General features: G+C 74.0%; 16 protein-coding genes and 1 riboswitch. Of the genes, 13 read left to right on the forward strand and 3 right to left on the reverse strand.

Annotation, left to right across the window (positions count from 1 at the left end; genetic code table 11):
- Positions 1–85: 85 nt before the first annotated feature.
- The 7 genes from VGH76_RS09885 to VGH76_RS09915 all read left to right on the forward strand — a co-directional run bounded on the left by VGH76_RS09885 (position 86) and on the right by VGH76_RS09915 (position 5937).
- The gene (locus VGH76_RS09885; protein WP_331556488.1) at positions 86–514 is read left to right on the forward strand and encodes an HIT family protein; all 429 of its coding nucleotides are present in this window, start codon (positions 86–88) and stop codon (positions 512–514) included.
- Positions 515–526: 12 nt separating this feature from the next.
- A complete protein-coding gene (locus VGH76_RS09890) occupies positions 527–1159 on the forward strand; it encodes a histidine phosphatase family protein (RefSeq protein WP_331556489.1) in 633 nt (210 codons plus the stop codon).
- On the forward strand, positions 1156–1821 hold the full coding sequence (locus VGH76_RS09895; protein WP_331556490.1) for a TMEM175 family protein: 666 nt from the start codon (positions 1156–1158) through the stop codon (positions 1819–1821). The genes VGH76_RS09890 and VGH76_RS09895 overlap by 4 nt, the downstream gene beginning before the upstream one ends.
- Before the next feature lie 169 nt (positions 1822–1990).
- Positions 1991–2827, forward strand: coding sequence for a class I SAM-dependent methyltransferase (locus VGH76_RS09900; RefSeq protein WP_331556491.1), 837 nt, complete (start codon positions 1991–1993; stop codon positions 2825–2827).
- A gap of 91 nt (positions 2828–2918) precedes the next feature.
- The gene (locus VGH76_RS09905; protein ID WP_331556492.1) at positions 2919–3044 is read left to right on the forward strand and encodes a hypothetical protein; all 126 of its coding nucleotides are present in this window, start codon (positions 2919–2921) and stop codon (positions 3042–3044) included.
- Positions 3045–3128: 84 nt separating this feature from the next.
- Positions 3129–3234: riboswitch (guanidine-I (ykkC/yxkD leader) on the forward strand.
- Between the two features lie 31 nt (positions 3235–3265).
- Positions 3266–4423 carry an agmatinase family protein gene (locus tag VGH76_RS09910; protein WP_331556493.1) on the forward strand — a complete coding sequence of 386 codons (1158 nt, stop codon included), beginning with the start codon at positions 3266–3268 and terminating at the stop codon, positions 4421–4423.
- Positions 4420–5937, forward strand: coding sequence for an amino acid permease (locus VGH76_RS09915; protein WP_331556494.1), 1518 nt, complete (start codon positions 4420–4422; stop codon positions 5935–5937). The genes VGH76_RS09910 and VGH76_RS09915 overlap by 4 nt, the downstream gene beginning before the upstream one ends.
- Here the strand turns inward: VGH76_RS09915 and VGH76_RS09920 are convergent.
- From VGH76_RS09920 to VGH76_RS09930, 3 genes are read right to left on the reverse strand one after another with little or no spacing between them, the layout of a single operon-like run.
- The gene (locus VGH76_RS09920) at positions 5909–6328 is read right to left on the reverse strand and encodes a Rieske (2Fe-2S) protein (protein ID WP_331556495.1); all 420 of its coding nucleotides are present in this window, start codon (positions 6326–6328) and stop codon (positions 5909–5911) included. The genes VGH76_RS09915 and VGH76_RS09920 overlap by 29 nt on opposite strands.
- Entirely contained in the window at positions 6325–6954 is a 630-nt protein-coding gene (locus VGH76_RS09925) for a DUF6529 family protein (RefSeq protein ID WP_331556496.1), read from the reverse strand. The genes VGH76_RS09920 and VGH76_RS09925 overlap by 4 nt, the downstream gene beginning before the upstream one ends.
- A 23-nt stretch (positions 6955–6977) precedes the next feature.
- Positions 6978–7622, reverse strand: a complete 645-nt coding sequence (locus VGH76_RS09930) for a hypothetical protein (RefSeq protein WP_331556497.1) — start codon at positions 7620–7622, stop codon at positions 6978–6980.
- Between the two features lie 273 nt (positions 7623–7895).
- Here VGH76_RS09930 and VGH76_RS09935 point away from each other — a divergent pair, with 273 nt between their 5' ends.
- The 6 genes from VGH76_RS09935 to VGH76_RS09960 all read left to right on the forward strand — a co-directional run.
- Complete coding sequence (locus tag VGH76_RS09935) at positions 7896–10550, forward strand: AAA family ATPase (RefSeq protein WP_331556499.1); 2655 nt, start codon at positions 7896–7898, stop codon at positions 10548–10550.
- Positions 10551–10860: 310 nt separating this feature from the next.
- Complete coding sequence (locus VGH76_RS09940) at positions 10861–12423, forward strand: hypothetical protein (RefSeq protein WP_331556500.1); 1563 nt, start codon at positions 10861–10863, stop codon at positions 12421–12423.
- 43 nt (positions 12424–12466) lie between these two features.
- Complete coding sequence (locus VGH76_RS09945) at positions 12467–14311, forward strand: dynamin family protein (protein WP_331556502.1); 1845 nt, start codon at positions 12467–12469, stop codon at positions 14309–14311.
- Complete coding sequence (locus VGH76_RS09950; protein ID WP_331556504.1) at positions 14308–15828, forward strand: dynamin family protein; 1521 nt, start codon at positions 14308–14310, stop codon at positions 15826–15828. The genes VGH76_RS09945 and VGH76_RS09950 overlap by 4 nt, the downstream gene beginning before the upstream one ends.
- Before the next feature lie 31 nt (positions 15829–15859).
- Entirely contained in the window at positions 15860–18157 is a 2298-nt protein-coding gene (locus VGH76_RS09955) for a hypothetical protein (RefSeq protein WP_331556505.1), read from the forward strand.
- Between the two features lie 13 nt (positions 18158–18170).
- Positions 18171–19348, forward strand: a 1178-nt coding sequence (locus VGH76_RS09960; protein ID WP_331556506.1) for an Hsp70 family protein, incomplete at its 3' end; no start/stop codon positions are given.

Consider the following 19348-nt stretch of genomic DNA (forward strand, 5'->3'; position numbering starts at 1 on the left):
TTCGTGTCATCGGCCGCGGGCGGGCCTCGACGGCGGCAACGCTACCGGCCACGTCCGACGGCGACGGCTCGTTAAGCTTCCCGCCGTGGCGACGCTCTTCACGAAGATCATCAACGGCGAGATCCCCGGGCGATTCGTCTGGTCCGACGACCAAGCGGTGGGGTTCCTGTCGATCAACCCGCTCGGTCCTGGTCACACCCTCGTGGTGCCCCGCGAGGAGATTGACCAGTGGATCGACGCGCCAACCGGCCTGTTCGAGCACGCGATGACGGTCGCCCGCACGATCGGCACCGTCGTCCGCGACGTCTGGTCCCCGCCCCGGGTCGCGCTCATGATCGCGGGCTTCGAGGTGCCCCACCTGCACATCCACGTCCACCCGGCCTGGGGGCTGGAGGCGTTCGACTTCTCGCGGGCCGCCACCGACCCCGACCCGGGTGGGATGGACGACGCCGCGCGCCGCCTGCGCGAGGGCCTCACCGCGGCCGGGCACGGCGACTCCGTCCCGGCGAGCTGAGCCCGCCCGACGATGCAGCTCCTCCTCGTCCGCCACGGTGAGCCCCTGGCGGTCAGCGACCAGGCCGGCGGGGCCGACCCGGCGCTCTCCCCGCAGGGCCACGAGCAGGCCGCCGCCCTCGGCGCCTGGGCGGCCGGCGCCGGCGGTGGTGGCGGCGGCGGCGGCGGCGGCGAGAAGATCGTCGAGATCGTGGTGTCCGGCATGCGCCGCGCCCAGGAGACCGCCGCGCCCGCGGCCCGGGCCCTCGGGCTCGACGCCGTCGTCGACCCCGAGCTGGCCGAGTTCGACGCCGGGCGCTCCTCGTACCAGCCGGTCCACGAGCGGCTGGGCTCGGACGACCCGGACTGGAAGCGCATCACTGACGGGTACTACCCGTCCTTCGTCGACGCCGACGGGTTCACCTCCCGGGTCCGGACGGCGTTCGGGCGGATCGTGGAGCGCCACCGCGACGCCGGGCGTGAGTCGGTCCTCGTCGTCTGCCACGCCGGGGTGATCAACACCTTCCTCACCGGCCACCTCGGGCTCGACCGGCCGCTGTACTTCCCGCTCGACCACGTCGGGCTGTCCCGGGTGCTCGTCTCGCGCAGCGGTCGGATCCGGGTCCGCTCGGTCAACGAGACCGGCCACGTCGAGGGGCTGCTGTGACCCGGGCCGGGCGGGACGAGCACCTGCCGCCCTCGGAGCGGATGGTCGCGTTCACCGACGCCGCCGTGGCGATCGCCCTGACGCTGCTGGTGCTCCCGCTGGTGGACATCGTCCCGGAGGCGGCCCACAGCGGGGAACCGGCGAGCGCCGTGATCCGGGGGAACCTCCCGGCGATCGGCAGCTTCCTGCTGAGCTTCGCGGTGATCGCGCGCTTCTGGACCGTGCACCACCGGCTGTTCGGCTACGACCACCGGCTCACCCGCACCCTCGTGCAGCTGAACCTGCTGTGGGTGCTGACGATCGCCATCCTGCCGTTCCCGACGGAGATGTTGGCCTCGTTCTCCGCCGCCCGCGGCTTCGTGGTGTCGTTCTACCTCGTCGTGCTGCTCGTCTGCAGCGCGTCGCTGACCGCGATGACGACGCTGATGCACCGCACCGCGGTGATCGACGACGCTGACGAGGGCGTCCCCGAGAGCTTCGTCATCGGGTCGCTGGCCTCCACGACGACGATCCTCGTCGCCTTCGTCGTCGTGCTGATCGCCCCGCAGGTCGGTCCCTGGGCGTTCTTCATCCTGTTGGCCGACCGGATCGTCGAGCCGGTGATCCGGCGCCTGCGCGGCGACCGTGCGCCGCGCGCCGAGGGGCGGACCGGCGCGACCTGACGCGGGCCGGCGCCCACTCGCGCTGCCGGGGGCGTCGAGGCGTGGTTGCCTCCGGAGGAGTCCCGTCCGAGCCGGCTCACCCCGACGCCGGCCGACGTGATCGCACCCCGGACCCCGGTGCGCTCGGTGACACCCGACCCCAGCGGCCGGGTACGGAGGTCCGCGCGCCATGTCCCGACCGGGCACCACCGAGCAACGCAGCCTCGCCCACTGGGCCGAGGACGGCCGGGCGGGGATGGAGGCCTTCTACGCCCTCGCGATCGAGGACTACCGGCAGATGGTGGCCGCCCGCGACTGGGCGGCCGACCTGCGCGGCCACGCTGCCGAGGGCCGCGTGCGGGTCCTCGACGTCGCCTGCGGCAGCGGGAAGTTCCCCGCCGAGCTCCAGCGCCGGGGCCTCGCCGAGGCCGTGGCGGGCACCCGGGTCGAGATCGACCTGCTCGACCCCTCGCCGTTCTCGATCGCCGAGGCGCGGTCGGTGCTCGCCGCGCCGTTCGCGGTCCGCGCCGAGCACGAGGTCCGCATCCAGGACCTGCCGACGGGTGTCGGCGCCTTCGACGTGGCGTGGGCGACGCACGCGCTCTACGCCGTCCCGCCCGAGGAGATCGGCGCCGGGATCGCCCGCATGGTCGGGGCCCAGCGCCCGGGCGGCTTCGGCGCGATCGTCCACGCCACGTCCGCGTCGCACTACCTGCGGTTCGCCGAGGCCTTTCGCACCACGTTCGCGCCGGGCTCCGTGCCCTTCACCAGCGCGGGGCAGGTCCGCGCGGCCCTCGCGGCGGCCGGCGTCGCACCCGCCGTGACGACGCTGCGCTACGACGTCGGGAACGCCGACCGCGCCACCGTCGAGGGTTTCCTGCAGCGCTGCGTCTTCGACGACTCGGTGCCCCTGGAGCGGATGGAGGCCGAGGGCGGCGTCGGGGCCTACCTGGCCGGCTGCCACGACGGCGACGGCTACCGCTTCTCCCAGGTCGTCGACGTGATCACGTGGGAGGTGGCGGCGTGAACCGCCACCTCGGCGCGGCCACGGCGGCCGGCGAGCTCGACGACGTCGCTCCTGCCTGGACGGTGACAACGGGCAGTGGTGGGACCGGTACATGTCCCTCGCCGAGCCCGGCGACGGCGCCGCGACGGGCCTGGTCGACTGGCGGTTGTTCGTCCCGGACACCGCGCCGGGCGAGGTCGCGGCCAGCCCGCGGAACCCGGTCGTGACGCGGACCTGAGGCGCGCCGAGCAACGACGACGGAACCGCACCGAAAACCCGTCGTCATGAGCGGGACGTTCACTCTTCGGTGACCCACATCGAGGTGGAGCGCCCCTAGGGTTCCGCGTGCGGAGCCGAACGGCCCGCGACCGAGAGGGGCAGGCGCGGGGAACCCCCGCGTTCCACGGCGGGACAAAAGCCCGGGAGACGACCAGTCGGATCGTCCCCGGGAGATCACCAGTGCAGTTCCGTCCCGATCACCCCGCACCCCACGCCGGACTGCCGCGCAAGAGCCCTCGCCACGGCCCCGAGGCCGCCCGCGCCGTCGAGATCGAGCGGACCCTCCCGACGACGGCCCGCGACGCCGAGATCGCCCGCGGCCTCGAGCTCGGTCTGCCGGGCGCCGACTCCATCGTCGACCGCACCATCCCGACGTTCTCCCGCGGCGAGCTCCCGCACTTCGCCGGCATCCCCACCTTCATGAAGTCGCCGTTCCTCGAGGACGTCCGGCAGTGCGGGGAGTACGACGTCGCGATCCTCGGCGCCCCGTTCGACGGCGGCACCACCTACCGGCCGGGCACCCGGTTCGGCCCGAAGGGCATCCGCGACATCTCCCTGCTCTACGGCACGTACTCCTTCGAGCTCGGCGTCGACCTGCGCGAGTCGATCACGATGTGCGACCTCGGGGACGTGTTCACCATCCCGGCGAACATCGAGAAGACCTTCGACCAGATCACCAACGCGGTCAGCCACGTCTACGCCAGTGGCGCCTTCCCGGTGGTCCTCGGCGGCGACCACTCCATCGGCTACCCGACCAGCCGCGGCGTCGCCGAGAACCTCGACGGCAAGCTCGGAATCATCCACTTCGACCGCCACGTCGACACCCAGGAGACCGACCTCGACGAGCGGATGCACACCACGCCGTGGTTCCACGCCACGGACCTGCCGAACGTCCCGGCCGAGAACCTCGTCCAGATCGGCATCGGCGGCTGGCAGGCGCCGCGACCCGGCGTCGCCGTCGGGCGCGACCGCGGCACGACGATCATGACGGTCACCGACTGCGTCGAGATGGGCATCGAGGCGGCCGCCGAGCGGGCGCTCGAGGTGGCCTGGGACGGCGCTGACGCCGTCTGGCTCAGCTTCGACATCGACTGCCTCGACGCGGCCTTCGTGCCCGGCACCGGCTGGCCCGAGCCCGGCGGGTTCCTGCCCCGCGAGGTCCTCAAGTTCATCCAGCTGCTCTGCGACGCCAAGCCCCTCGCCGGCATCGAGGTCGTCGAGTGCTCCCCGCCCTACGACAACGCCGAGATCACCTCGCTCATGGCGACCCGGGTGATCGTCGACGCGCTCGGCTGCCTGGTCCGCTCCGGGCACCTCCCGAGGAAGGCACACGCATGACGGCCCTCGAGGAACGCGACAGCACCGATCTGACCGGGCTGGGTTACGCCCAGCAGCTCCACCGCGGACTGGGCCCCTTCGCCTCGTTCGCGTCGGGGTTCTCGTTCGTCTCGATCCTGACGACGGTCTTCCAGCTGTTCATCATCGGCTACGGCTTCGGCGGCCCGGCCTACATCTGGACCTGGCCCATCGTGTTCGTCGGCCAGTTCTGCGTCTGCCTCGTGTTCGCCGAGCTCGCCGCGACCTATCCGATCGCCGGCGCGATCTACCAGTGGTCCCGGCGGGTCTCCAACGACCCGGTGGGCTGGATGGCCGGCTGGCTGATGCAGATCGGCTACATCGTCTCGGTCGCCGCCATCGCGATCGCGCTGCAGGCGGTGCTGCCGGAGGTGTGGAGCGGGTTCCAGCTCGTCGGCGGCGACCCGGACCCGACGTCGCCGACCGGCGCGCTCAACGCCATCGTCCTCGGCTCGATCTGCATCGCCCTCTGCATCGTCATCGCCTCGTTCGGGGTGACGCGCATGGCGGTGGTGACCCGGATCGGCGTGACGATCGAGATCGTGGGGGTGCTGCTCGTCGTCGTGCTGCTGTTCACCCACGCCCAGCGCGGGCCGGAGGTGGTGCTCGAGACGAACGGCGTGCAGGGCGACGGCTCGTACCTCTGGCCGTTCCTGGCCTCGATGCTCATGGCCGCCTACGTGATGTACGGGTTCGACTCGGCCGCGGAGCTCTCCGAGGAGACCGGGGATCCGCGCCGGACGGCGCCGCGGGCGATCGTGCGGTGCATGCTCATCTCGGGCGCCGGTGGGCTGCTGCTCATCCTCGCCGCGCTGGTGGCGGCGCCGGACCTCGCGGCCCCGGAGCTGTCGAGCACCGGGATCGCGTGGGTGGTCACCTCGCAGCTCGGCGACGTGCTCGGCCGGATCGTGCTCGGCATCGTCGCGGTGTCGATCTTCTCCGCGGCGCTGGCGATCGCGGCGTCGGCGACCCGGGTGATGTTCTCGATGGCCCGCGACGGGCGGCTGCCGTTCTCCCGGGCCCTGGCTCACGTCTCGCCTCGCACGAAGACCCCGGTGTGGTCCGGCGTCGCCGTCGGCGTGCTGTCCATCGCGGTGCTGCTGATCAACCTGGGGCAGACGTCGGTGTTCACCTCGGTGACGTCGATCTCGGTGGTGATCGTGTACCTGGCGTACCTGTTCGTGACGGTGCCCCGGCTCTGGCACCGGCTGCGCCGCACGCCGGAGCACCGGCCCGACCCGGCCTTCTTCTCGCTGGGCCGGTGGGGGCTGCCGGTCAACGTCGTCGCGGTGGTGTTCGGGGTGTTCCTGCTGGTCAACATCGGCTGGCCGCGCCAGGCGGTGTACGACCCCGACGCGAGCAGCTGGGTGCTGCAGTACTCGGCGCCGCTCGCGGTGGTGGTCGTGGTCGTGCTCGGCCTCGTCGCCTACGCGGTCATGCGACGCCAGGCCCGGTCCTCCGGGGCCGTCAGCTCACCGTCACCTGCCCCCCGCTGACCTGCGCCGTTCGCGGTGTCAGGCCCCGCGTGGCCGGTCCCTGGGCGACGCTGCCGTCGGCGAGGTGGAAGCGGCTGCCGTGACAGGGGCAGTTGATCGTGCCGTCGGCGACCGCGTTCACCGAGCAGCCCTGGTGCGGGCACGTCGTCCCGAAGGCGGCGAACGTGCCGGCGACGGGCTGGGTGACCACGACGCCCCGGTCCTCCAGGACCACGCCGCCCCCGACCGGGACGGAGGTACCGGCGATGCCGGACGGCCCGGACGGGGGCGGCGCGGTGCTCGCGGGGCCGCCGGAGGCGTACTCGCTGCACGCCGCGGTGCCGGCGACGGCGAGTCCGGCGCACCCCGCGAGGAGCACCGTCCGCCTGGCGGGCCCGGACGTGTCGGTCACAGGTGCACCCCCTTGGTCGTGAACAGCCACAGGGCGGCGGTCAGCCACAGCACCACCAGGGCCGAGAACACCACCCCGCCGATCACCGGCAGCGCCCAGCCCGGCAGGTCGCGGCGGGGCAGGCTGAGCATCTTCGTCGCGAAGGCGCCGTAGAAGAGGCACCCGGCCAGTGAGTGCACGAGCACGCGGGGGCTGTCGTACCCGAACCCGAACGCGTAGAGGCAGTGGACCACCACCGGCACCGTCACCAGGACCGCCACCCGACCCGACCAGCGGTGCAGGGTGGACACCCAGGAGGGCGACCCGGACCCGATCCGCCCGTACATGTTCAGCGCCGACACCAGCTGCACGACGGCGAGCAGGGCCGCCAGGGTGGTCAGCCAGGCCTTCACGTAGGCCGGTCCGGAGAACCCGGCGACGTTGACGGCGATCGTGCCCGGTTCGTGCAGACGGCCGTAGACGCCGAGGACGACGGCGAGGCCGACCCCGCCGAGGACCGGCACGGCGAGTGCCGGGACCGGTCGGCGCACCGCGGCCGCGGCGGGAGGGATCGGACCGATCGGGCCGGTGTCGGGCTCGTCGTCGACGGGCGGGGTGTCCGCGCGGCCGCGCTCCGTGCTGCTCATCCTCGCTCCTCGGTCCTGCGCGCTCACGACGCGGAGAGCACGTCGGTCGTGCCGTCGACGGGGGCGACCCCGGACGGGAGCGGTCCCGCGGGCGGCAACGGCGGCGCCGGGGCGACGGCCCCGCTCCCGTCGTGGCTCAGCCCGACCTGCCCGCCGTCGCCACGCACGATCCAGCCGGTGGTCCGCCCCGCGACGCTCTGCCGGTAGACCCCCGCCCGGTCCCCGCTCGTGGGATCGGCCGTGAAGGGCGCGTCCGGACGTCCGGCGAGGTGGACGGTGCCGGTGAGCCGGTCGCCGTCGAGGTGGCCGGTGAGGTGGTTGCCCTTGCGGCCGGAGGCGTCGAGGGAGCCCGCACCGGCGGTGCCCTGCAGCCAGGCCTCCACGTCCTGCCCGTCGCAGACGTAGGCCTTGGCGTGCGCACCGTCCACCGTCACCGCGATCGGGATGGTGGCGCCCGCCGAGGTCACCTCGCCGACGTAGTGCGCGCGTGCGGGGAACGCCGCGGGGGCCGGCGCGGCCGCCGCCGCTGGGGCCGGCGCAGGCGCCGCGACCGTGGGGGCGGCCGGGGCCGGCGCGGCGGCCGGACGTTGCACGGCCATGTCGACGACGATGAGCACGAGGCCGAGGACGACGACGGTCGCCAGCGTGACGATGGGCGCGCGGAGCATTGGGCCCTCCCGAGGCCGCCGGAGGCTGGTCGCCCATTCTTCGGGCGTCCGGGCGCCACGACCCGAGTAGTCCGCTACTCGGATCGACCACCGCCGCTACTCGGACCCCCCGTCCAGAACTACGCAAAAGTTACGAAAGGGACGAAGCGGGACCCTCGGACCCGGAAATCTTGCGTGCGGAGCACTTTTCCGTAGTCGACTACTGTCGACCAACTCCCCGCGTGTGCGCCACCGTGTGCTCCGCAGTCGTTCGGACCGCGTCTGGAGGACGGGATGGGTCGGCAGTGGCCTTTCGTCGGACGCGAGCGTGAGCTCGCGGCCGTCCGGAAGGCGCTCGACGACGGCGCGCTGACCGGCGTCGTTCTCGTGGGGCCACCCGGCGTCGGGAAGACCCGGCTCGCCCGTGCCGTCGCCGACCACGCCCAGGCCGCCGGCGCTGCGATCCGGTGGGTCATGGCGACCCGGTCCGCGTCCGGCATCCCCCTCGGGGCGATGGGCCAGCTGCTCTCGACCTGGGAGGGGCCCGGCTCACACACGGTCCACCTCCTGCCCAACATCGCCCGTCACCTCGCCGAGGGGGCCGGCGGACGCCGTCTCGTCCTCGCGGTCGACGACGCCCACCTGCTCGACGCGACCTCGGCGGCACTGATCCACCACCTCGCGGTCACCGGCGCCGCCAGCGTCGTGGTGACCGCCCGCACCGGCGTCACGGTCCCCGACCCGGTCTTCGCGCTCTGGAAGGAGGGGCTCGCCGAGCGCATCGACATCCACGGGCTGGCGCGGACGCAGTCCGACGAGCTCGTCCGCCAGGTGCTCGGCGGCCAGGTGGACGGGGCGACGCTGCACCACCTCTGGGAGCTCAGCCTCGGCAACATGCTCTTCCTGCGTGAGCTGGTCGAGGGCGGCCTCGCCAGCGGTGCGCTCGGTGCCGACGACGACGTCTGGCGCTGGAAGGGGCCGCTGGTGCCCTCGCCGCGGCTGACCGAGCTCATCGACGCCCGCATGGGGTCGCTCGAGGCGGACGAGCAGGCGGTGCTCGAACTGCTCGCCTTCGGCGAGCCCCTCGGCGTCGACACCCCGGAGCGGGTGGTCGGACCGGACGCGCTCTCGGCCGTGGAACGGAAGGGACTCGTCGTCTCCGAGCGCCAGGACCGCCGGGTGGAGCTGCGGCTGGCACACCCGCTCTACGGCGAGGTCCTCCGGCAGCGGACGTCGCCGCGCCGGGAGAAGACCATCTACCGCCAGCTCGCCGAGAGCCTCGAGGCGTCGGGCGTGCGGCGCTCCGGCGACCGGCTCCGCGCGGTCACGTGGCGGCTCGCGGCCGGGCTGCCGACGGACGCGGAGATGCTGCGGGTGGCCGCGGAGAGCACGATGAAGGTCGACTACAGCGCCGCGGAGCGGCTCGCGCGCGCCGCCGTCGAGCAGGGTGGCGGCTACGCGGCCTCGGTCGTGCTCGGCCAGGTGCTCATCGGCCTGGGCCGCTCGGCCGAGGCCGAGGAGCTGTTCGCGGGCCTGTGGTTCCGCGAGGACGAACCGGAGCGTCGCACGCAGCTGGCCGTCACGCGGGTGACGAACCTGTACTGGGGCCTCGGTCGTCCCTCGCGGGCCGCGACCGTGCTGCGCGACCTCGCGCCGGAGCCCGGCGACGCCCACGGCACGCCGGAGCTCGCGGCGCTCGAGGCCGCACTCTTCCCCCCGTTCGACGGGGCCAAGCAGACCCTGCACCTGGTCGAGAACCTGCGCGGCGCCGACGGATCCGTCGACCCCACCCGTCTCCAGGCGCTCGCGGTGGCCACGGCCGCCCTGCGACGGACGGGCCGCTACGACGTGACGGTGCGGGCCGCCGCGCAGGCACGAGCGGTGATCCAGGCGTCCCCGGCGCCCCTCGGGCTCACCACCGAGTGGGCCCACCTGCAGCTCGACACCGGGTGCTGCGAGGCGTACGTCTTCAGCGGGCGGCTCGACGAGGCCGAACGGCTGGCCCAGGAGGGCTACCGGCACGCGGTGGCGGACGAGCACGCGACGGCCAAGGCGCTCTACGCCGGGTGGCTGGGGGTGACGGCGGGGCTGCGGGGGGCCATGCACACCTCGCTGCGCTGGCTGCGGGACGCGACGGCCGGCGTGCGGCCCGACGGGCTCCCACTGCTCCCCGTGCTGTGGTCGGAGACCATCCAGGCCGCCGTCACGACGGGCGACCTCGAGTCCGTGCCGAACGCGTCGCGGCAGCTGCAACGCGTCCTGAGCGAGGGCGGCGACGCCTACGCGTCGTGGTCGGGGCTGGCGCCGGTCTGGACCGCGGTCGCCGGCGCCCGGCTGCGCGAGGCCGAGCGGGCCTGCCTGGCCGCGGCCGACCACGCCGAGCGCGACGGCCTGCTGCAGGCCCACCTCGTCGCCCTCCACACCGCGGTGCGCATGGGGACGACGGTGCCGGTCGCCGACCGCCTCGAGGCGGCCGGCGGGAGCGCCGACGGTGCGCTGGCCGCCGCGTTCGTCGACCACGCCCGCGCCCACGGCGCGGGCGACGCCGCGGGGCTGGACGCCGTGGCCGAGCAGTTCGCCGCCCTCGGGGCCCGACTCTTTGCCGCCGAGGCCGCGGCGCAGGCGAGCAATCTCCACCGCTCACGTGGTGTGCGCGGTGCCGGGAACGCCAGCGCCCTCCGCGCGCGGCAGTGGGCGCAGGAATGCGAGGGCGCCCGCACCCCGGCGATCGCCGATCTCGATTCCTCCTCCGAGCTGACGCGACGCGAGCACGAGATCGCCTCGCTCGCCGCGTCCGGCATGACCAGCCGCGCCATCGCCGAGCAGCTCGTCGTCTCGGTGCGCACCGTCGACAACGTGTTGCACGTCGTCTACAGCAAGTTGGGCGTCAGCGGCCGCCGCGACCTCGCGGCCGTGGTCATCGGGGGAACGACGTACCTCTCCGAGTAGTGCACGGCGTCGTGGGGGACGAAGCCGAGTAGTCCGCTACTCAGGACGCGGCGGTGCGCCCGCCCAACACTTCTCCCCGGGACGACATCGGCATCCGCGCCGGTGGAGGACGGCGAGGGGACGAGGTATGGCGAACCCGAGCGGTCGCCACCTGGGGACCGGCACCGTCCCGACGAGGACGGAGTCGAGCTCACGGAGCCCGGCGGAAGCGATCAGGACCCGGGCGCGCGACGGCGCATGACCCCCGGTGGCGAGACAGCACATCAGCGGGGCGGCGGCCCCAAACCTCATCCCGAACGACGGAGCGAACATGACCGAGCAGGGCAACGTGAACGTGGACGGCCGGATCGTCGACCAGCACAACGGCGGCGAGGGTGGCGGCAGTGACATCAACCAGGGCGGCGATGTGTTCGCCGGTGGCGGTGGCGACCCGCTGAACGTGGATGGTCGGATCGTCGACCAGCACAACGGTGGCGAGGGTGGCGGCAGTGACATCAATCAGGGCGGCGATGTGTTCGCCGGTGGCGGACGCGACCCCCTGAACGTGGATGGTCGGATCGTCGACCAGCACAACGGTGGCCAGGGCGGCGGCAGTGACATCAACCAGGCCGGGGACGTGTTCGCCGGTGAGGGTGGCCGCGGCGGCGTGAACGTCGATGGCCGGATCACCGACCAGCACAACGGTGGTGCCGGGGGCGGGAGCGACATCAACCAGGCTGGCGATGTGTTCGCCGGTGAGGGTGGCCGCGGCGGCGTGAACGTGGACGGTCGGATCGTCGACCAGCACAACGGCGGTCAGGGTGGCGGCAGTGACATCAACCAGGCCGGCGATGTGTTCGCCGGTGGTGGTGGCGGCCCGCTGAACGTGGACGGTCGGATCGTCGACCAGCACAACGGCGGCCAGGGCGGCGGCAGCGACATCAACCAGGCCGGCGACGTGTTCGCAGACGGTGGTCGCGGCCGTGTCAACGTCGACAACCGGATCACCGACCAGCACAACGCTGGCATCGGCCGCGGCGGCGACATCAACCAGGGCGGTGACGTGTTCGCGGCCGCGGCGCACCAGGGTGGCCTGAACGTCGACGGCCGGATCGTCGACCAGCACAACGGCGGCGGGCTCAATGACCTCGGCGACATCAACCAGGTCGGCGACGTCTTTGCCGGTGGTGGCCGCGGTGGCGTGAACGTCGACGGCCGGATCACCGACCAGCACAACGGCGGTGCCGGTGGTGGCAGCGACATCAACCAGGGCGGCGATGTGTTCGCCGGTGAGGGTGGCCGCGCTGGCGTGAACGTCGATGGCCGGATCACCGACCAGCACAACGGCGGTCAGGGTGGTGGCAGCGACATCAATCAGGGCGGCGACGTGTTCGCCGGTGGTGGCCGCGGCGGCGTGAACGTCGATGGCCGGATCACCGACCAGCACAACGGCGGTCAGGGTGGCGGCAGCGACATCAACCAGGGCGGCGACGTGTTCGCCGGTGGTGGCCGCGGCGGCGTGAACGTCGACGGCCGGATCACCGACCAGCACAACGGCGGCGGTGCCGGCGGTGGCGGTGACGTCAACCAGGGCGGCGACGTCTTCCGCGCCGCGCCGCAGCACCAGGGCGGCGGCAACGGTCCGTTCCAGGGGCCGGGTCCGCAGCACCAGGAGCACCAGGGCGGCGGCGGGGAGCACCAGGTTCCCACCGCCAACCTCGACGGCCGGGTCACCGACCAGCACAACGGCGGGCACGAGCAGACCCAGCAGGCCGAGGCCCACCACGAGGAGCCGGTGTTCCACGAGCACGAGGCGGCCCACGGTGACGGCGGCGGCCACGACGGTGGCGGGCACGACCACGCCGCGGCGGCCGACCACGGTCACCACGGCTGAGTCCGCTCGACCCGTGAAGCACGGCTGACGGAAAGGACACCAGGTGTCGGGCACCGGATTCCAGTTCGCTGCAGAGACCCTCGACCTCGCGGTCAAGGGAGCCACCGCCTACGAGCGGGAGGACCTCGTCGAGCGACTGTCCGGTGCCCGGCACCTGTTGTCCGACACGTCGGTGACGGTGTACGTCGTCGGGGAGTTCAAGCAGGGCAAGAGCTCCCTGATCAACGGCCTCATCACCGCGCCGGTGTGTCCGGTGGACGACGACATCGCCACCGCCGTCCCCACCAAGGTCGGCTACTCCCAGCAGGTGCGGGCCGTGGCGAGCTACGAGTCCGCGGCCGGCGTGAACGCGTCACCGTGGACCGAGGACGTCCCGGTCGGCGAGATCGCCGCCTACGTGACGGAGAACGGAAACCCCGGCAACCAGCGGCGACTGCGGTCCATGACCGTCGGTCTGGACCGTCCGCTGCTGGCGTCGGGGCTGACCCTCGTCGACACCCCCGGGGTCGGGGGGCTGGGGTCGCTGCACAACGCGGTCACCGTCGGCTCCCTGCCCCAGGCACACGCCGTCGTGTTCGTCTCGGACGCGTCGCAGGAGCTCACGGCCGCCGAGGTCCGGTTCCTGCGGACGGTCAGGGAGCTGTGCCCGACCATCGTCGTAGTCCTCACCAAGATCGACCTGTACCCCGAGTGGAAGCGCATCCGCGACATCGACGCGGGCCACCTCGCCCGCGCCGGCCTGGACATCGAGGTGCTGGCGGTCTCCTCCGAGCTCCGCGGCCTCGCGGCGAACGCCGGTGACCAGGAGCTCAACGTCGAGTCGGGGTTCCCGCCGCTGGTCCAGCGCCTGCAGGACGTGGTGCGCGACGCCGAGCGGGTCGCGCTCCGCTCGGTCGGCAACCACGTGATCTCCGTGGTTGGCCAGCTCGAACCGGCGCTGCGGTCTCGCGCGGCATCGTTGACCACCCCCGAGCGGTCCGCCGCGCTCGTCGCCGACCTGACCCGGACGCAGCAGCGCGCCGACAACCTTCGCGAACGGTCCTCTCGCTGGCAGCAGATCCTCTTCGACGGCTTCGCCGACATCAGCTCGGACATCGACTTCGACCTGCGAGCCCGCTCGCGGGAGGTGCTGCACGACGCGGAGAAGAGCATCGACGAGGGCGACCCGGCCAAGGACTGGCCCGCGTTCGAGCAGTGGATGCGCCAGCGCCTGGCCGGCGAGGCCCTCGAGAACTACGGCCAGTTCGCGCGCCGCGCCCGGCAGCTCGCCGAACAGGTCGCCGAGCAGTTCGACCTCGCCGCGGCGCAGGCGGTCGCCCCGGCCGGGATCGCCGCGCCCGTCGAGGTGATCGAGGAGATCGACATCGACTCGTCGTTCAGCGCGGCGCCGAAGAAACTCGCCGGGGGCATGGCGGCGTTCCAGAAGGCCTACGGCGGCTTCATGATGTTCACGCTGCTGACCCACATGGCGGCGATCGCGCTCCCCGGCCCCGTCGGGGTCGGGCTGGGGCTGCTGATGGGGAAGTCGGGTCTGGGCGAGGAGCGCAAGCGCCAGCTCGAGAAACGCCGCTCGGCGGCGAAGACCGCCGTGCGCCGGTTCGTCGACGAGTTCAACCTGCAGGTCGGGAAGGACTCCCGGGACGCGCTGCGACGCATCCAGCGCGAGATGCGCGATGGCTACACCCGCCGGGTCGAGGAGCTGCAGCGTTCCACCAAGGAGGCGCTCACCGCCGCCCAGAAGGCGGTGACCAACGACGAGGCCGAGGCCGACGAGCTGGCTCGTCTGAAGTCGGACCTGGAATCGTTCGCGATGGTGCGCGAGCGGGCCCGTGAGGTCCTCACGCACGCGACCGACCGGCCGGCGGTGGCCGCGGCGGGTCGTCCGTGACCCCGGACGCCGCCGGCGTGGTGCCGGCCGTCCGCGGCCTGCTCGGGGCGGCGATGCGCGTGTACTCGGGTGGCCCCGCCGAGCCCGCCCTGCAGGCCACGGCCGCGCGGATGGGGGAGCCGCTGCGCGTCGCCATCGCCGGACGCGTGAAGGCCGGCAAGTCCACCCTGCTCAACGCCCTCGTGGGCCAGGAGCTGGCCGCGACCGATGCGGGGGAGTGCACGCGGCTGGTCACCTGGTACGTCGACGGCGTCGCCTACCGCGTCGACGTGCACCCGATCGCCGGACCACCCCGCCAGCTGCCCTTCCGGCAGCCCCACGGCTCCCTCGAGATCGACCTCGGAGACCTGCCGCCCGAGCGGGTCGAGCGCCTGGTGGTGACCTGGCCCTCGCCCACGCTGCGGCGCACGATGCTCATCGACACCCCCGGGATCGGCTCGGTCAACACCGAGGTCTCCGAGCGCAGCGAGCGGGTCCTCGCCCCGGGCGACGGGGAGGTGACCGCCGCCGACGCCGTCGTCTACCTCATGCGCCACGCCCACGGGGACGACGCCCGTTTCCTCGAGGCCTTCCGCGACAGCGCGGTGGACCGGCGCACCGTCAACACCATCGCGGTGCTCTCGCGCAGCGACGAGATCGGGCACGCCCGCCCGGACGCGCTCACCACGGCGGCCCGGATCGCCGACCGGTACCGGCTGGACCCGCGGGTACGGGCGCTCTGCCAGACCGTGGTCCCGGTCGCCGGCCTGCTGGCCTCGTCCGCGGCGTCCCTGCGCGAGGCGGAGTACCGCGCGTTCGCCGCCCTCGCCGGGTCGTCGGACACCGAGCGCCTGCTGCTGACCGCGGACCGCTTCGAGACGCTGGAGACGGACGGGCCGGTGTCGACGGCCGACCGCACGGCGCTCCTGCGGCGCTACGGGCTGTTCGGAGTGCGCACCGCAATCCGTCTCGTGCGCGACGGCGAGGTCACCGGCGCGACCGACCTCGCGCGCGAGCTCACCACCGCCAGCGGCGTGCGCGAGCTGCAGCACCTGCTCCACACCCAGTTCGGCGCCCGGGCCGAGGTGCTCAAGGCGCGGTCGGCCCTCGCGGCGCTCGAGGGGGTGCTGCGGCGTCACCCGGTCCCCGGCGCCCAGGGACTGGCGCACCAGCTCGAGCGGGTCCAGGCGAGCGCCCACGAGTTCGCGGAGATCGCGCTCATCGACGACCTGCGGAGCCGGCGCGTGCTGCTCCCCGAGTCCGAGCTGCACGACGCCGAGCGCCTGCTGGGGGGCGACGGGATGGACGCGGCGACACGGCTCGGTCTGGACCCGCGGGCCGGCCAGGAGGCGGTGCGGCGGGCAGCGGCCGAGCAGCACCAGCGGTGGCAGCGGCGGGCGGAGAGCCCGGCGGTCACCCGCGAACGCGCGCAGGCGGCGCGGGTCCTCGTCCGGACCTGCGAGGGCATCCTGAGCTCCGGCCGCGCTGAGTACTCCGCCGCGGCGCCGGGGCGAGGGGGAGTAGGCCGCTACTCATGACACCGCGACCCACGGTTCGCAGGGTGTAGCCGTGAGCGAACGGGAGGGGAACTCAGTCGTCGATCGCGCGATCCGCGCGGTCGAGGGGGTCCGTGCGGTCGAGGCGGCGACCGAGGGTGGCGGGGAGCCGCCGACACGCGCGCAGGCCCGCGTGGTCCCGCTGCGGTTCGCGGGCGCCGCCGGCGCGGCCGCGTACGCGGCGGGCCTCGCCTACGGTCTCTCGGAGGGCACCGCCCAGGCCGAGCCCACCGCTCTCGAGACGCCCCTGGGGCCCCCGCCCGGCGGCGGCGCGGGACCGGGCCCCGGAGCGGGCGACCAGGGCGGCGGCGGGACGGGCGGGTCGGGCGCCGGGGGCGACGGGGGCGGCGGGGGCGGCCACGTCACCGTCGACCAGCAGGTCAGCGGCGCCGGCATCTCCCCCCAGAGCGTCAGCACGTCCGTCGGGCATGGCCCCGACGGCTCGGTGGTCGCGTCGACGGCGAGCACGTGGCACGGCGCCGGTGGCGGGTCCGCCCCCGGGGCCGCACCGGGGTCGGGCCCGAGCCACCGCGACGGCGCGGGTCGGCCGGACGGCGGCCAGCAGGGTGGGCACGACGACGGCGGGATCACCGTCCAGCAGTACGAGACGGTGGCCGTCCGGGAGGACGCCAGCGGCAACTTCGTCGTCGAGAGCCACCTCGTCGTCGTCGTGCAGTACGGCGGCCACGAGTACAGCTACGACGGCCACGACGTCTACACGGTCAGCCCCGCCGAGCACGCCGACCTGGTGGTGCACCAGCACGAGGACGTCATCGTCCACCACAAGCCCGACGGCAGCTACTCGGTCTCCGTCGACGCCCACACCACCGTCGACGTCGTGCCCGACACCGACGGGCACTTCGACGCGAACGTCACCCAGCAGGAGTCGACGACCGACGACGGCCACGGGCAGCACGGCCACTCCGACGGTCACCTGACCACCGACCAGTACGAGGGCGTCGACGACCGCGGCGGCGGCCACGGCACGGTCACCCAGACCGAGCACACCGAGGGTCGCGGCACCCAGACCGAGGACGCCGACGGCCGCGGCGCGGGCGACGTCACCCAGGGCCAGGACGGCGGGGACGGCGTCGACCAGACCCAGAACGCCGACACCCGCGACGGCGGGCACACCACCCAGACCCAGACCGGCGGGAAGGGCTCGACCCAGACCCAGAACCACGACGGGCGCGGTGGCGAGGGGAGCACGCAGACCCAGACCGGCGGGAAGGGCTCGACCCAGACCCAGAACGACGACGGCCGCGGGGGCGGCCCCAGCAGCCAGACCCAGACCGGTGGGAAGGGCTCCACCCAGACCCAGAACGAGGACGGCCGCGGGGGCGGCCCCAGCAGCCAGACCCAGACCGGCGGCCGGGGGTCGCACCAGACCCAGAACGACGACGGGCGCGGCGGGCAGGGCACGTCGCAGACCCAGGTGGCCGGCCGGGGCTCGCAGCAGGAGCAGCACGCCGACGACCGCGGGGGCGGCCCGGGCAGCCAGGTTCAGGTCGGGGGCGCCGGGTCCCGGCAGACCCACGACCTCGACCAGCGCACCGTCACCACCGACCAGGGGGCACCGGCCGCCGCGACCGGGACGGCGGCGACGGGGGCGGCTGCGGCGGGCGCGGTGGGGACGGGGGTGGCGACGGCGGGACTGGCCACGTCCGGGACCGCGGCGGCCGCCACGTCGCACCACGACGGCTCGCCGCTCGACCCCACGCTCGTCGCGCACGCGACCACGCTGTCGGGCACGGCGGGGACCTCGGGCACCTCGGGGACCTCGCCGTTCGAGCCGACGTCGGGCGGGACGGGGCCGGCCGGAGCCGGTCCCGTCGACGCCCTGCACGCGCCGCCACCGGCCGGTCTCGACGACGGGCCCCTGGTGCGCGGCCCGGCGAGCGGGGTCGAGCCGGGCCCGGCGACAGGGGGAGCACCCGGCCTCGGCTCGGCCACGCCTCCGGGACCCCCGCCCACCACGCCCCCCGGGCCGGACGCGCCGTTCGGGGCGGCGGGGAGCCCCGGCACGCAGACGCCCTTCGGGCATGCGCCGCCGGGCTCGGCCTCGGGTCGGTCACCCGACGGCAACGGCAGCCACGCCTCCCAGACCGACCACGAGCAGAGCGACCCCGTCGACCACGCCGCGACGGGGCACCACGCGGCGGCCGGCACCGACCACGCGTCGGCCGCGCCCGACACCCCGACGCACGAGTCCGGTGAGGGCCACGAGGCCCAGAGCCACCACGACGCCGCCGAGGACCACGGCGGCTCGTCCCACGACGCCCCCGACCACTCCCTCGCGCACCACGGGTAGCTGGAGAAACACGATGACCTACGGCCTCGGCGTCGACCTGGGCACCACGTTCACCGCCGCCGCGGTCTCGCGGGGCGACCACCTCGAGATGGTGACCCTCGGCGACCGCTCCCCGGCGATCCCGTCGGTGGTCATGATCCGCGAGGACGGCAGCGCTCTGGTGGGCGACGCCGCACACCGTCGCGCGGCCGCCCAGCCCACGCGGGTGGCGCGCGAGGTGAAGCGTCGCCTCGGCGACACCACGCCGCTCATCCTCGGGGGCGAGCCGCACTCGGTCGCCCAGATCCTCTCGCGGCTGCTGCGCTCGGTGGTGGACAGCGCCGCCGAGCGCGAGGGGGCCCGGCCGGGCGGCATCGTGTTGACCCACCCCGCCAACTGGGGGCCCTACAAGCGGGAGCTGTTCGAGTCGGTGCCGCGGCTGGCGGACCTGACCACGATCTCGATGGTGACCGAGCCGGAGGCGGCCGCGGCGCACTACGCGTCGACCGCGCGGGTCCCGAAGGGCTCGGTCGTGGCCGTCTACGACCTCGGCGGCGGGACCTTCGACGCCACGGTGCTGCGCCAGCTCGACCACGGGTTCGAGTTCCTCGGCCCGCCGGAGGGCATCGAGGGGCTCGGCGGCATCGACTTCGACGAGGCGGTGTTCGCCCACGTCGACCGCAGCGTCGACGGCGCGCTGTCCGAACTCGACCTCGACGACCCCCGGACCGCCGCGAGCCTGGTGCGCGCGCGCCACGACTGCGTGCTCGCGAAGGAGGCGCTCTCGGCCGACACCGAGACCTCGGTGCCGGTCATGCTGCCCGGCAAGCACACGGACGTGCGCCTGACACGGGCCGAGTTCGAGGAGATGATCCGGCCCTCGATCGAGGCGACGGTCTCCGCGTTGCGCCGGGCGCTGACCGGTGCGGACGCCGCACCCGAGGATCTCAGCAACGTGCTGCTCGTGGGCGGCTCGTCCCGGATCCCGCTGGTCTCGCAGATGCTCTCCGCCGAGCTGGGCCGCCCGACCGCGGTGGACACCCACCCCAAGCACGCCGTCGCCCTGGGCGCCGCCCTGCTCGCCGAGCGCCGCCGCCCGGGCCGGGGGAGCGACCAGATCGTCGTGTCTGCCTTCAACCTGCCGACCATCGACGCCGTGAAGTCCGCCGACCCGGCGCTCCTCACGGGGTGGATCACCTTCTCGGCCCTCGA

This window comes from Actinomycetospora sp. (assembly GCF_036497585.1).
Taxonomy (GTDB): Bacteria; Actinomycetota; Actinomycetes; order Mycobacteriales; family Pseudonocardiaceae; genus Actinomycetospora.